General features: G+C 58.5%; 16 protein-coding genes. 11 read left to right on the forward strand and 5 right to left on the reverse strand.

The features are described from left to right. Positions 1-17: 17 nt before the first annotated feature. Positions 18-434: a glycine zipper 2TM domain-containing protein gene (locus tag LKO31_RS06830; RefSeq protein WP_227689483.1), complete on the reverse strand. Its 417-nt coding sequence runs from the start codon at positions 432-434 to the stop codon at positions 18-20. Between the two features lie 274 nt (positions 435-708). Between LKO31_RS06830 and LKO31_RS06835 the strand changes: the two genes are divergently transcribed. Further along, a complete protein-coding gene (locus LKO31_RS06835; RefSeq protein ID WP_227689484.1) occupies positions 709-930 on the forward strand; it encodes a hypothetical protein in 222 nt (73 codons plus the stop codon). Positions 931-995: 65 nt separating this feature from the next. Further along, positions 996-1,916, forward strand: coding sequence for an EamA family transporter RarD (gene rarD / locus LKO31_RS06840; protein WP_227689485.1), 921 nt, complete (start codon positions 996-998; stop codon positions 1,914-1,916). An 80-nt stretch (positions 1,917-1,996) separates the two neighbouring features. Here rarD and pyrC read toward each other — a convergent pair whose 3' ends face one another. Beyond that, on the reverse strand, positions 1,997-3,019 hold the full coding sequence (gene pyrC / locus LKO31_RS06845; protein WP_227689486.1) for a dihydroorotase: 1,023 nt from the start codon (positions 3,017-3,019) through the stop codon (positions 1,997-1,999). 69 nt (positions 3,020-3,088) lie between these two features. Here pyrC and ygfZ point away from each other — a divergent pair, with 69 nt between their 5' ends. The 4 genes from ygfZ to LKO31_RS06865 are packed head-to-tail and all read left to right on the forward strand — an operon-like array spanning position 3,089 to position 5,982. Next, on the forward strand, positions 3,089-3,796 hold the full coding sequence (gene ygfZ / locus LKO31_RS06850) for a CAF17-like 4Fe-4S cluster assembly/insertion protein YgfZ (protein ID WP_227689487.1): 708 nt from the start codon (positions 3,089-3,091) through the stop codon (positions 3,794-3,796). Then, complete coding sequence (locus LKO31_RS06855) at positions 3,793-4,716, forward strand: hypothetical protein (RefSeq protein WP_227689488.1); 924 nt, start codon at positions 3,793-3,795, stop codon at positions 4,714-4,716. Before ygfZ ends, LKO31_RS06855 begins: the two co-directional genes overlap by 4 nt. Next, positions 4,716-5,237, forward strand: coding sequence for a retropepsin-like aspartic protease family protein (locus LKO31_RS06860; RefSeq protein ID WP_227689489.1), 522 nt, complete (start codon positions 4,716-4,718; stop codon positions 5,235-5,237). Before LKO31_RS06855 ends, LKO31_RS06860 begins: the two co-directional genes overlap by 1 nt. 52 nt (positions 5,238-5,289) lie before the next feature. After that, positions 5,290-5,982, forward strand: coding sequence for an MBL fold metallo-hydrolase (locus tag LKO31_RS06865; RefSeq protein ID WP_320443481.1), 693 nt, complete (start codon positions 5,290-5,292; stop codon positions 5,980-5,982). Between the two features lie 38 nt (positions 5,983-6,020). Here LKO31_RS06865 and LKO31_RS06870 read toward each other — a convergent pair whose 3' ends face one another. Further along, complete coding sequence (locus LKO31_RS06870) at positions 6,021-6,473, reverse strand: MAPEG family protein (protein WP_227689490.1); 453 nt, start codon at positions 6,471-6,473, stop codon at positions 6,021-6,023. 341 nt (positions 6,474-6,814) lie between these two features. Here LKO31_RS06870 and rpmF point away from each other — a divergent pair, with 341 nt between their 5' ends. The 5 genes from rpmF (at position 6,815) to LKO31_RS06895 (ending at position 10,138) form a co-directional block, all read left to right on the forward strand. Then, positions 6,815-6,994 carry a 50S ribosomal protein L32 gene (gene rpmF, locus LKO31_RS06875; protein WP_227689491.1) on the forward strand — a complete coding sequence of 60 codons (180 nt, stop codon included), beginning with the start codon at positions 6,815-6,817 and terminating at the stop codon, positions 6,992-6,994. 22 nt (positions 6,995-7,016) lie between these two features. Further along, positions 7,017-8,051, forward strand: a complete 1,035-nt coding sequence (gene plsX, locus LKO31_RS06880) for a phosphate acyltransferase PlsX (protein WP_227689492.1) — start codon at positions 7,017-7,019, stop codon at positions 8,049-8,051. Continuing rightward, positions 8,048-9,025 (forward strand): beta-ketoacyl-ACP synthase III, encoded by a 978-nt coding sequence (locus LKO31_RS06885; protein ID WP_227689493.1) that lies wholly within the window; start codon positions 8,048-8,050, stop codon positions 9,023-9,025. Before plsX ends, LKO31_RS06885 begins: the two co-directional genes overlap by 4 nt. A 337-nt stretch (positions 9,026-9,362) precedes the next feature. Further along, the gene (locus LKO31_RS06890; RefSeq protein WP_227689494.1) at positions 9,363-9,656 is read left to right on the forward strand and encodes an integration host factor subunit alpha; all 294 of its coding nucleotides are present in this window, start codon (positions 9,363-9,365) and stop codon (positions 9,654-9,656) included. A gap of 11 nt (positions 9,657-9,667) precedes the next feature. Next, positions 9,668-10,138: a MerR family transcriptional regulator gene (locus tag LKO31_RS06895; RefSeq protein WP_227689495.1), complete on the forward strand. Its 471-nt coding sequence runs from the start codon at positions 9,668-9,670 to the stop codon at positions 10,136-10,138. A gap of 198 nt (positions 10,139-10,336) precedes the next feature. Here the strand turns inward: LKO31_RS06895 and LKO31_RS06900 are convergent, their stop codons facing one another. Then, positions 10,337-10,891, reverse strand: coding sequence for a SixA phosphatase family protein (locus tag LKO31_RS06900; RefSeq protein ID WP_227689496.1), 555 nt, complete (start codon positions 10,889-10,891; stop codon positions 10,337-10,339). A 27-nt stretch (positions 10,892-10,918) separates the two neighbouring features. Further along, positions 10,919-13,684, reverse strand: coding sequence for an ATP-dependent DNA helicase (locus LKO31_RS06905; protein WP_227689497.1), 2,766 nt, complete (start codon positions 13,682-13,684; stop codon positions 10,919-10,921). Positions 13,685-13,833: the final 149 nt, after the last annotated feature.

Genomic DNA, 13,833 nt, shown 5'->3' on the forward strand with positions numbered 1-13,833 from the left:
GCAGGATGGTTAGCTTTTTAGCGGCAGCGATATTTATCGCGGTCAATTTCGCGGCCCAACAAGGCGCCAGCACCAGCGCCAATCACGGTGCCGAGCAATTTGTCGCCGTTTCCAGCAATGGTGTTACCAGCCAAGCCGCCAACGGCGCCGCCGATCAACAGGCCCGTGGTGCCATTGTCTTTTTTGCAGCGATAGCGACCATCATTGCCGCGCCATATGCGGGTGTTGTTGTTCACGCGTTGGTCGCGCGCATAGCGGCGTTCGCGGTCGCGCTGGCGATCAAATTGCGCATCTTGATTGGTCGACACGCTGATTTTTGTGGGAGCGGCAAGGGTTGTGGCGGGCGTCGCTGCTGACATTCCGGCATGGGCAGGAGCCGCGAAGATCGCGACAGAGAGAGCGGCGATGGTCGCGCCTTTAAATTTGGTCAGCATGTTTATCCCTTCTTTCGATTTTATCCACATGCAGTGAATCAGTTCAAATTCATGGACACTCGGCGCGATCGCAACATGTCATCTGACATATCATATCGATCTTTGCCGGCGGTGCCACATAAATTAGTTGCCTGTGCAACGAAGGGATAATGCCAGCCGTTGCATGAACATTACGCAACAAGATCAATTGCCCCTCAGCGTCGATGAAAAGAATTTTTGAAGCAGCCATCGGTCGCATATTGTGCCGTGAAGAAAGTCATGCAAAGTTGCGGCTATGTTGAATATTTTGTCCCTGATCGTGGGCGCTTGTTCGCTATTTTTGGCGATCTTCGCTTTTATTCCTCTTTTGGGTTGGGCCAATTGGGTGATTATCCCATTTGCCATTTTTGGCTTGGCGCTGGGCGTTTTATCTGACCGAACGTCGGGGCGAAATTTGAATTTGGTGGTGATTGGTGTGGGCACGCTGCGTTTGATGCTGGGCGGCGGTATCTTTTAATCCTATTCCCCTGATGACCTTGCGCCCGTTTTGGGTGCCGATTCCGTTTTATTAAGTGATATGCCGTGACGACTGACGAACCTGTTGCCGCCGACACCCGCAGTGGGGATTTGGCGGGACTGCCCTATGCAGTGATGACCTATTTTATCTGGGGCCTGTTCCCAATTTTTTTCAAATTGCTGGAAAGCGCCCCGCCGCTGGAGGTCATGGTTCAGCGGGTCATTTGGTCGCTGCCATTATGCTTGGCCATTTTATATTTCCGCAAAGAAATGGGCGAGTTTTTCAGCGTTTTTCGCGACAAAAAGGCGTTGCGCTTGTTGGTCGTCAGCAGCTTGCTGATCGGTTGTAACTGGCTGCTTTATATTTATGCCGTGTTTACGGGGCATGTGATTGCCGCCAGTTTGGGATATTATTTGAACCCGCTGATGAATGTATTGCTGGCGACTTTGTTTTTGGGTGAGCGATTGTCGCGGCTGCAATTGCTGGCGGTATGTGTGGCGGCGGTGGGGGTCGCGACCTTGTTGGCGGGCGCGCTGGATACCTTGTGGATCAGCGTGATTTTGGCCAGCAGCTTTGCCTTTTATGGTTTGCTGCGCAAAATTATGCCGGTCAATTCCTTGCCCAGCTTGGCGGTCGAAACCACTATTTTGATGCCCATTTCTTTGGTGGTTGGCCTTTATTACATCGGCCTTGGCGATGGGCGCGGATTTGGTAGTGATGCTTGGATGACCGGACTGATGATCGCATCGGGCGTGGTGACGGCCTTGCCGCTGCTGTCTTTTGCCAAGGCGGCGCGGTTGATGAATTATACCACGCTGGGCTTTGTGCAATATTTGGCACCGACTTTGCTGTTTTTTCTGGGTTTATTCTTGTTCAAAGAACCGCTGAAGCCGGTGCAGATTTTCTGCTTTGCGTTGATTTGGATCAGCATTGCGATTTTCAGCTTTGATATGTGGCGCAAGCGTAAACAGGCGTTAGCGGGATAAGCCAGCGTGAAGGAATGAAAAAAAAGGCCGCAGGGGATGTCCGCTGCGGCCTTTTTTTGTTTGGGAAGGTGGGCGGTCGTTTAGACCAGCTTCCAGCCGATGGTTTCGCCAGCATGGAAGGGTACGACGTCGCCGATCATGTCGGGCACGGTTACGGGGCTGCGTTCCAGCGTGATACTGCCTTCGTTCAAGGGCAGGCCATAGAAACGCGGGCCATTTTCCGAGGCAAAAGCTTCGAGTTTATCCAGCGCGCCGTCGGCGTCGAACGCCATGGCATAGCTTTCAATGGCATAAGGCGCGTTGAACAGGCCAGCGCAGCCGCATGAGGATTCCTTTGCGCCCTTCACATGCGGGGCGCTGTCGGTGCCGAGGAAGAATTTCGGCGAACCGGATGTGGCGGCAGCGCGCACGGCGAGGCGGTGCTGTTCGCGCTTGGCAACTGGCAGGCAATAAGCGTGCGGACGGATGCCGCCGACCAACATCGCATTGCGGTTGATGTGCATATGCTGCGGCGTGATGGTGGCGCCGACATATGCGGGGGCGTCAGCGACGAACTGCGCGGCTTCGGCGGTGGTGATATGTTCGAACACAATCTTGAGTTCGGGCATGTCGCGGACCAAGGGCGCGAGCGTGCGTTCGATGAACACGGCTTCGCGGTCGAAAATATCGACATCATGGTCGGTGACTTCGCCGTGGATCAGCAAGGGCATGCCGATGTCTTGCATTTTTTCCAGCACGGGGCGGATAGCGGCAATGTTGGTGACGCCATGCGCGCTGCCGGTGGTGGCATGGGCGGGATAGAGTTTGGCCGCGGTGAACACGCCTTCGGCATGGCCACGCGCCATTTCGTCGGGGCTGCTGCTGTCGGTGAGGTAAGCGACGATCAGCGGCGTGAAATTCATGTCCGCGGGGACGGCGGCGTTGATACGGTCGCGATACGCGCGGCCTTCTTCGGCGGTGGTGACGGGCGGCGACAGGTTGGGCATCACAATGGCGCGGGCGAATTGGCGCGCGGTATAAGGTGCGACATGATCCAGCATCGCGCCATCGCGCAAATGGACGTGCCAATCATCGGGGCGGCGGATGGTGATACGATCAGTCATGGCAAACTCTTGTGGCTATATGATGCGATAGGGCTTGGGATTTACTGCCTGCCGCCCTAGATTATAGCCATGTCCAATACCACCCTTCTTAACCGTGCGGTAATCCGTTTGTCCGGCGATGATGTTCGCGGATTTTTACAAGGCCTTGTGACCAATGACACCAGCGGCGACTTGCCCGTTTGGGCGGCGTTGCTGACGCCGCAGGGCAAAGCGATGTTCGACTTTTTCCTGTGGGCGGACGGCGAGGACGTGCTGGTGGATTGTGAGGCCGGAGCGGCGGACGCCTTGGTGAAGCGGCTGACGCTCTATCGCTTGCGCCGTCCGATCAGCATAGCCGTGGAACCGGCCTTGGCTGTGCATTGGGCGAAGGATGGCGAGCAGGGCGTGTCGGACCCGCGTTTGGCCGCCATTGGTCGGCGCTGGTTGGCGGCAGCAAGTAGCGAAGTTGCGGGCGCGGATGCTGCCTATTTGGCGCATCGTTTGTCTTTGGGCGTGACCGAGGGGCAGGCGGAGTTGGGCGATATTTTGTGGCTGGAAACCAATGCGGCGGAATTGAACGGCGTTAGTTTTACCAAAGGCTGTTATGTCGGCCAAGAGAATACCGCCCGCATGAATTGGCGGCAAAAGATCAACCGGCGCTTGATTGTCGTGCCCTTGGCGGACGCGAATGAGAAGCGCCAACGTGTGGCCTATCCCGAACTTGGCCTGTCGGTGGAACATTTGCGCGTCGAGGATGTGCCTGTGGATAAAATGCCAAGCTGGATGGCCGCTGAGTGAGGTTGCGGGCACTCCTTTTGCCAGTGTTGCTGCTGGGCAGCGCGGCGGGGGCAGGGGGCGTGGCTGTTGCTGCGGATGCGCGGGATGCTCGTGCAGGGTCTTGCGCTGTTGTCAGCGTGGCAGAGGCGTTGAATGGGGTTGTGGGGGATTGTTTTACCATCACGGCCTATGCGCTTGATGGCCTGTTGATCGATGATGGGCTGCATATTTATGCCCAGCCTAGCCGCTATAATGATCCGTCGAGCAGCGGGGTGCAATTGGGCCTTGCGGGATGGTCGGATGATAGCGCGGGGCAGGGCGCGGCGGATCTGCGGGTGACGGGGGTGCTGCGGCAGTGCAGCGACGTGGCGGGGGGCAATTTGCTGCCCAGCGCGCAATATGATTTTTGTGACGATCATCGCGGCCTATATCTGGATGTGCAAAGCGCGGAGGTGTTGCGGCGCTCGGCAGTTCGGCGGGCGGTGCGGGCGGATGGGGCGAGCCTTGGTAATTTGGTCCCCTTGGCGCAAGGGCCGGTCCGCGAGGCTTTGTTGGCGGAGTTTCGAACAGTCTTTGCAGGACATCGCGCTGATGGCGGCAAAATGCTGCGGGCGATGATGGGGTTGCCGCTTGGCGCAGAATTTTCGGCCCAATCGGCGTTGGCGGACGATGCTGTGATAGAGGTTTTTGGCTGGCGCATGCCGGCTTGGGCTGGCGCGGCGGAGCAGGCTGTGTTGAGCGGCCAAGGGCAAGCGATGCCGGAAGCCATTGCCTGTGTGATGGATGCGCGGCGGGCCACGCAAAATTTATGGCCCATATCGACGCGGGATATCGGCCTAGCGGCAACGCGCCCTTATATTTGCATAGGCGCGGCGCAGCAGGCCGATGGACGTGTGGCGTTGCGATATAGCATGGATAGCAATCCGGCGGTGGAGGGTTGATGCGGCTGTTGCCTTTATGTCTGTTGCTGGCCTTTATCGCTTTGATTGCTGTGCAGGGCGTCAGCCATGAAAAGCCGCGCCGCGCGCAATTGGACCCCGCCCATATGCCGATGGTCACCGAAGCCAAGCGCGATTCGACGGGCAATGTCAGCGTCACGCTGCGCCGCGCGGCGGATTCGCATTTTTATGCGGATGCGCGGATCAATGGTCGGACAACGCGGGTGATGGTGGATAGCGGGGCGTCGTTGGTCGCGCTGCGCCGCCGTGATGCCGAGGCCATGGGTATTCGCATCGAAGATTTGCCCATTGCTGGCGAAGCGCGCACCGCAGGGGGTGTGGTGCCGATGCGGATGGTGACATTGGATGAAGTGGATATTGGCGGCATTCGCGAACGGGATGTGCGCGCCGCCATTTTGGATTTGCCGGACGACCAAGATATGCCCGCTGCTTTGCTGGGGCAGAGCTTTTTGGCGCGGCTAACGAGCGTTGAGATTCGCGGTGATGAAATGGTGATGCGCTAGGGGGCGCGGCTGGGGCTTGCCAAAAAGCGCGGCTTTGCCCACATCATGCGGCATGACACAGCAAAGCGCATCCCAAAATCCTCCGCCAACGCCGCCCATGAAGGCGGCGATTATCCCCGTCACCAACTTTGAGCAAAATTGCACGCTGATGTGGTGCACCGAGACCAATAAGGCGGCCTTTATTGACCCCGGAGGGGACTTGCCGAAATTGCTGGATGCTGTGCGTCAGACGGGCGTTGAGGTGGAAAAAATCCTCGTCACCCATGGGCATATGGACCATTGCGGCCAAGCGGGTGTGCTGGCCAAGCAATTAAATGTGCCCATTGAGGGGCCGCATAAGGATGATTTGTTCTGGCTGGAACGCTTGGGCGAGGATGGCGCGCGCTTTGGGATGCAGGGTGAGTTTTTCGAACCCGACCGTTGGTTGGAAGATGGCGACAAGGTGACGGTCGGTAATTTGGAAATCGACGTGATTCACTGCCCCGGCCACACGCCAGGGCATGTGGTATTTTACCATGGCCCGTCGAATTTGGCCGTTGTTGGCGACGTAATTTTCCAAGGGTCGATTGGCCGGACGGACTTTCCACGCGGAAATCATCAGCAATTGCTGGATTCGATTACACAAAAATTGTGGCCGCTGGGCGATGACACTATTTTTCTGCCGGGGCATGGCCCGCACAGCAGCTTTGGTCAGGAACGGCGCACCAACCCCTATGTCAGCGACACGGCGATTGGCGCGGCCTAATTATACGGGAATATTTGAATGAAGGCAGGGCCGCTGGATTAGTCCAGCGGCACGGCTTCATTGCTGATGCCCATTTCCATATCCATCTCGGTTGTGGTCGATGTGGGCGTGGCATAAGTGATATATAAAGCGGTGATGGCCAGACCGAGCAGCGTCACCATGGTGGTTAATGTGCCGATCATGCGCGCCCATGACAGGCCGTCCATACCAAAGCTGTGGGCGATACGGCCCAGCAGATAGAGGAAGCCCGCTGCCCATAGCCACATGGACGATCCAAGCGCCGATTCCGTCAGAAACAACAGAATCAGGACAAAAGGCGCGCTTTCGATATAATTGCTGTGGGCGCGCATGCGGCGCAGCAGGCGTTCATTGCCGCCGTCACCAACAGAGATTTTTTCTTGTGTGCGGACGCGGCCGACGCGCATCATCAGCCATATGTTGATGAGCGCGGCGCCAGCAGCGATGCTGAGGCTGATTGGATAAATGAACATAGTTTCTCCCCCATCTGGGCAAACGGCCGGACAAAGCAATGCCGTGCCTGTCATCAGACTGCCATCTTCTTGTGGCTTCGTCGATGGCAAGTCGCGAGCATGTTGAGGATAAGTTCCGTGGTTTCGACGCCTGTAGGGCTTGCCTTTGTACCGAAAAAGGGTATAGCCCCGCTCCAACCGGCACCCGACACCGTTTTGGCGTTGAGGCACCTTGTGTATGAAAAGCATCGCCCTTTCTGAGGGAGCGCGGTTTCAGGCACGAAGGCGGGCCAGTCTGAGCTATTTGGTTTGGACAAATCCGGGTATGCCGATTCGTTAAACTTTGGAATGCAGGAAATATCATGGCCGTCCCCAAGCGAAAAACCTCGCCCTCGAAGCGTGGCATGCGTCGTAGCCACGACAGCCTGAAGGTCGAAGCCTTTCAGGAATGCTCGAACTGTGGTGAGCTGAAGCGCCCCCACAATCTGTGCAATGCCTGCGGCCACTATAATGGTCGTGAAGTCATTTCGGCGGAAGCTTGATCGCTAGCCGGAGGGCTTATTGATGAGCGTTACGCCGCGAATCGCTATTGATGCGATGGGCGGTGACGTTGGCGTGCGTGTCATGCTGGAGGGCGCTGCAAAAGCGCGCTACCAGCATGATCGACTTCGGTTCTTGCTGGTTGGTGACGAGCAGCGAATCAAGGCAGCGCTCGACAATCACCCCAATTTGCGGGCTGCGTCGGACATCATCCATACGGATGGTGTGGTGTCCGGTGAAGACAAGCCAAGCCAAGCTTTACGCAAAGCGCGCAATAGCTCGATGGGTCTTGCCATTGATGCTGTGAAGCGTGGTGATGCAGGTGGTGCGGTGTCCGCTGGGAATACCGGTGCGCTGATGGCGATGGCCAAAGTGGCGCTGCGCACGATGCCGGGCATTGATCGTCCGGCTTTGTCGGCCCTGATGCCGACCCTTGGCGATCATGACTGTGTGATGCTCGATTTGGGTGCCAACACCGATTGCGATGCCAATAATTTGGTCCAATTTGCGGTGATGGGCGCGGCTTATGCGCGCACAGCCATGAAGCTGGAGCGGCCCCGTGTGGCCTTGCTGAACATCGGCACCGAAGAGCAAAAGGGCACGGATGAAATTCGTGAAGCCGCTGTGCGTTTGCGCGCAGCCGCGCATTTGCCGATGGAATTTGTCGGATTTATCGAAGGCGACAAATTGTCGCGCGGCGAAGTGGATGTGATTGTGCATGATGGATTTTCAGGCAATATTGCGCTGAAGACCATGGAAGGCACGGCGCGCTTTGTCACGGATTTGCTGCGCGAAGCTTTTACGTCGTCGCTGCGGTCGAAAATTGGGTTCTTGATTTCGCGGCCAGCAACCGAATTGTTGCGCCACCGCTTGGACCCCAATAATCATAATGGTGCGGTATTTTTGGGCTTGAACGGCGTTGTGCTGAAAAGCCATGGCAGCGCGGACGCGAAGGGAGTGGCCCATGCGGTTCACCTGTGCGCCGAGCTGGTAGAGAAGGATATCACTCGTCAGGTGACTGAGGATCTGGGTAATTTTCGCCGCGGTAGCGACCAATGACGCTGCGCTCCCTTTTGGTTGGCACAGGTTCGGCCTTGCCCCGCACAGCCGTTTCCAACGCGGAACTGGCTGCACGCGTCGACACCAGCGACGAATGGATTGTCGAGCGGACGGGTATTCGCAATCGCTATATTGCGCAGCCGGATGAAACCACCGCGACTTTGGGCGCAGAGGCGGCGAAGCGTGCCTTGGAAGCCGCTGGCCTGACGCCCGCTGATATCGGCTTGATCATTGTCGCGACGGCGACGCCCGACAATACATTTCCTGCGACTGCGACCAAGGTACAAGCCTTGATTGGCACGCCCAATTGCGTGGCCTTTGATGTGGCAGCGGTGTGCTCCGGCTTTCTTTATGCCGTGACGGTGGCGGATTCGATGTTGCGCACGGGCGCGGCCCAACATGCGCTGGTCATTGGTTCGGAAACTTTTAGCCGGATTTTGGACTGGGAAGATCGCACCACCTGTGTACTGTTCGGTGACGGGGCAGGGGCGATTGTCCTGTCCGCGCAGGATGTTGATGCGGTTGGCCATGAAGGCCCCGGCATTTTGACCACCCGCCTGCATGCCGAAGGACAATATGGCGATATGCTCTATGTCGATGGCGGACCATCGACGACGGGCACAGTCGGCCATTTGCGTATGCAAGGCCGTGAAGTGTTCCGCCATGCCGTGACCAATTTGTCATCGGTCTTGGGTGAGGTGATGGCCGATATTGGTATTGCGCCTAGCGAGATTGATTGGGTGGTGCCGCATCAGGCGAACCGCCGGATCATTGATGCCACCGCCAAGAAATTGGGCCTGCCCGCCGAGCGCGTGGTGGTGACGGTGGATCAGCATGCCAATACTTCGGCAGCATCGGTGCCCTTGGCGCTTGATCAGGCTATGCGCGATGGACGCATTCAGGCCGGTGATCTGGTCGTATTGGAAGCGATGGGTGGCGGCTTTACGTGGGGCGCGGCAGTGGTGCGTCTGTAAAGACGGCGATTGTTTAATTTTCCAACGGTCATTTTTGCAATTGGAAATCGGCTGAAGATGATTCGAATTTGATTCGTCTCATTTTCGGTCGAAACCTTGTTAATCTGCATTGAATTTTTGCGGGAGAAAGCGCGATTTTCCGCCTGCTATGTTCATGCGCGATTTTAAGTTATTGAAAATAAATGATTTAATGATATTTGGGCCGCGAAATTTCGAAAATGGCTGCCATCCATTTCATATTGGCGGATTTATTTCCTTTTGTTACACCTTGTTCATGGACATTCAGCCTTGATGGGTGGGTGGTCCTAACCTGATAGGTTTCAGGAGGGGGATATTTATGACGGCAGGAACGTTAACGCGTGCAGACATTGCAGCCCGCATTAATCAGCAGGTCGGGCTGTCGCGCAATGAAGCGGCAGGCATTGTCGAGTCCATTTTGGACCATATGACCAACGCTCTCTCTGACGGAGAGAATGTAAAAATTTCGGGTTTTGGTACATTTGTTCTGCGCGATAAGGCAGAGCGTATTGGCCGTAACCCCAAGACCGGCGTCGAGGTGCCTATTTTGCCCCGCCGTGTGATGACATTCCGCGCGAGCCAAACCATGCGCGCACGCGTTTCAGGTTGCTGAGTAACGAAAATATGACTGATAGTGTGAATAAGAAAGCCGCGAGCAAGGCGGAGGGCGCCTTGCTGTCTATTGGAGAGTTGGCCGAAAAAATCGGGGTTCCCACGCATGTTCTGCGGTATTGGGAAACACGCTTTCCACAATTGAAACCGCTTCAGCGGTCGGGTCGCCGGCGCTATTATCGCACCGAGGATGTCGCATTGGTTACGCGCATCCATGAATTATTGCATGTTCAAGGCTATACGGTGGACGGGGCACGCAAGGCTTTGTCGACCCGTGCGGGGCGTAAAGCTGCGCCGCAGCCCGAGGTGAAGGCGCAAGACAGCGCATCCATCACGCCCGCCGAAGCCGAAGCTTTGGCCCAGATCGACATGGGCGCACAGCCTTTGGCGATTGGTACCAAGCCCGAGCCTGTGTCGGCGCCGAGCGTAGCTGTTGAAAAATTGGTTGGTTTGCGCGACCGTTTGGAAGCCGCGCTGAATTGATCATCACATAATTTCGCCTGTGCGGGCTTCGCTATTTTTGCGGCGCGGCACGGGTGAGTGGAGATAGAAAAAGGGGCGATCAAAGCCCCTTTTTTTGTGCCCGTTTGCATCGGCTTATCCGCTGGTTGTTCGGATTGGCTTGTTCCGCATGAATGGCGGTGCATGACGACGCGCTACGATTGTCGCCGCCATTGTCGATTAATCATCTACATCCATGGCTGGCGATAGGGATGGGTCGAGGTCGCGCGGGCGAATGAAGCTGGTGAAGCGGGCGCTACGCTCTTCGAGGTCATTCCAGTCGTCGATGTCCAATTCCAGACGGGCGAGCGCCGCTGTGGGCAGCTTTTCGTCAACCTTGGCGCGCAGTTCGTCATTGGCGTCGGCGGGAACCAGCATGAGAATCAAATCTTCTAGGCCTGGATTGTGCCCGCTGATCATCAGATGCGTCACGTCATTGTTGGTTTCGCGCAAAACGTCCAGCAATGTGGCGGCGGACGCCAGATAGATGCGGCGATCAAAATGGACGGGAACATCGGCCAAGCCAGCGGCGGGTTGGAAAATGTCCAATGTTTCTGTGACGCGAACAGCCGGTGAAGCGGTGATTTGGTCCAATGGGAAAGTCTGTCGCTTTAACCACTGGCCGACCAATTCGGCCCCGCGCCGTCCTCTGGCGTTAATGGGGCGGTCAAAATCCCGTTCGACAGTGGCATCCCAGCCGGACTTTGCATGTCGCAGGATGGTCAAGCTCTTCAAAATGTCTCTGCCTCTCATTGCCTTCGCTCAGGCTGTCCTTGTGCCGGAAACTGTGGACGGTGAAAAGGCAGGAGTTACGCTTTTTCGCTGAATTTCATTTCTTTCGGTCACGCGGCGCACCACGTCGTCCAGCGTCATGCGGTGGATGGGCGTGCCGTCCGGAAAGGAGGTCAACAGGCGGGACGGGAAACTGGGTGAGAGCATGACAAATTGCCCGAAATCATCGGCGCGGCGGATGAGCCGACCAAAGGCTTGGGCGATGCGGGCGCGAATGACGCTGTCGTCATAAGCGCTGCCGCCGTGGGCGGCCTTGCGCGCGGCGTGCAATATGGTGGGGCGGGGCCATGGTACCCCTTCCATCACCACCAAGCGCAGCGATTTGCCCGGAACGTCCACCCCGTCACGAAGCGCATCGGTGCCCAGCAAAGAGGCGTGCGGGTCGGCGCGGAAAATATCGACCAAAGTGCCGGTGTCGAGCGGGTCGACATGCTGGGCATAGAGCGGCAGGCCCGCGCGGGCCAAACGGTCTGCGATGCGGGCATGGACAATGCGCAAACGGCGAATGGCGCTGAACAGGCCGAGCGCGCCGCCGCCCGATGCCTCGATCAAGCGGCTATATGCGCCCGCCAGCGCGGGCAAGTCGCCCTTGGCGATGTCGGTGACAATCAGCACTTCGGACTGCTCGGCATAGTTAAATGGGCTGGAGACGCCGAGATGATGGACGCCGCCGTCCATATGCCGTGCGCCGGTGCGGATGTCGGCATCGTTCCAGCCGTCGCCGCTGCGCAGGGTGGCGGAGGTGACGAGCACGCCGTGGGCGGGTTTATACACCGCCTCGGCGACCGGACGGGCGGGGTCCAGCCAATGGCGGTGGAGGCCGCAGTCAAATTCGCGACCATCGACGCGGTCAATTGCTAGCCAGTCAACGAAATTGGGGTCGGCTGGGCCGCCGACGCGCCCGAGCAGCGCCAGCCATGCACCCAAGGTTTCGATGCGCGACGACAGGCTGTGGCGAGCGCCATCAATGCGGGCGCGGGCTTGGGCGTCCAGCCAATCGGGCGCTTCTTCGACTACCGCTTCAAGGCGTTTGCTGAGGGTCAATAAGGGGCGTTGGAGGGCGTCAATCGCGTCGCTGGCCTCGGCAGCGGCGCTGATCAGGGCGGCGTCGGGGTCGGCCAATTCGGTTTCGAGGCCATAGCCGCTGTCTTGGCCTGCGGGGCCAGCGCAGCGGGCATAGACTTGGGCGCGGACGGCGCTGAGCAATGTTTCCACCGCGCCAAAGGGAGCGTCTTCGGATAGGCGGCCCAGCCAACCATCGGCAGGAAGGTCACCCGCCGCTGTGATGGCGGCTTGGATAGCCCGTTCGCCCGCTTCGTCATAGCTGGCGACGTCGGCCAAGCGCGCGGCCAAGCCACGGCGTCGGCCACGGGACTTGCCCTCTGGTCCCATCACCCAGCGGCGGATTTCAATCGCCTCTTGGCCGGTCAGGGCCGCGCTGAACATGCTGTCGGCGGCGTCCCACAAATGATGGCCTTCGTCGAAGATCAGGCGGGTGGGGGCGGGCGCACCATTTTCGCGGGGGCGGGCGGCTTGCACCATCGTCAGGGCATGGTTGGCGATGACGATATCGGCATGGGCCCCCGCACGGGCGGAGCGTTCGATGAAGCATTTGCGAAAATGTGGGCAGGCGGCATAAATACATTCGCCCCGCCGATCCGTGAGGGCGGTGGTGCCGTTGCGGCGGAAGAGGGCGGGCAGCCAGCCGGGCAAGTCGCCGCCGATCATATCGCCGTCGCGGCTATAGGCGGCCCAGCGGGCAACCAATTGCGCCAAGATCGCCGCCCGTCCCGCAAAGCCGCCTTGCAGCGCATCCTCGAGGTTGAGTAGGCAGAGGTAATTTTCGCGTCCCTTGCGGACCACCACTTTTTCGCGGTGTTCCGCTGCATTGGGGTAAAGCCGTTCGGTTTCGCGGGCCAATTGGCGTTGCAGCGCCTTGGTATAGGTAGAAATGCAAACGCTGCCGCCGCTTTGGTTGATCCATTGCTTGGCGGGGGCCAAATAACCCAGCGTTTTGCCGATGCCGGTGCCAGCCTCTGCCACCAACATATGCGGGCGGCCCGATTGTTCGCGCGGCGCAAAGACGATGGCGGCGGATGCGGCAAAATCACGCTGGCCGCTGCGGCGTTCGGCGCCCTCGCCCGTCAGCTTTTCTAGGCGGTGGAGAATATCCGCCTCGGCCACGGTCGTGGTGCGCGGCATGGGGCGGGGGGGCTGATCTTCCCATTCTGGCAGGCGGGAATAGAGCCAGCGTTCTTCGCGTGATGGTTTGGGCAGGTGGGGGGTGATGAGTTCCGCCCATGGCCAGCGTTGGCGCGACAGGCTTTGCAGGCCATGCCATGCCCCCTCGCGTTCTGGCCACGCAGGGTCAGCCAGACAGGCCAGCATGGCCGCCGCGGCGCGGGGCAGAAAGGCTGCGACATCTTCTTCGCGGGTTGGTGCATCCAGACCCAGCACGGCGGCAAAGCCCGCAGGGGTCGGAACAGCAAAGCGTGCGGGATAGAGGAAAGCGAAACATTCCAGCAGGTCGAGGCCGGATAATTCGGGATAGCCCAATCGGTCGCCCGTTAGCGGTGCGCCCAGCAAGATATGCGGCGCGCCCGCCACGGCGGAAATCGCCTGACCACGGCTGACCCGTTCCACATGGCCCATTTTGTCGGATATCCAAATGCCAATATGGCTGGCGTGGATCGCCGGATAGGGGAGGGCCGGAAAGGGACGAGCAGGCGCGGACATGCTATATCGCTAGGGACAAAGGGCGAACACCGCAACTCTTTGCCAACAGGCGGGGCGGAAAAATCATGATGATATGTGGCGCAAGGGCGGGATGGGTGGACATCGCGCAGCGGGGGTGACGAGGCGTTGGGGTGCCTGCGTCCGTCTTT

The organism is Sphingopyxis yananensis, from assembly GCF_020687785.1.
GTDB lineage: Bacteria > Pseudomonadota > Alphaproteobacteria > Sphingomonadales > Sphingomonadaceae > Sphingopyxis > Sphingopyxis yananensis.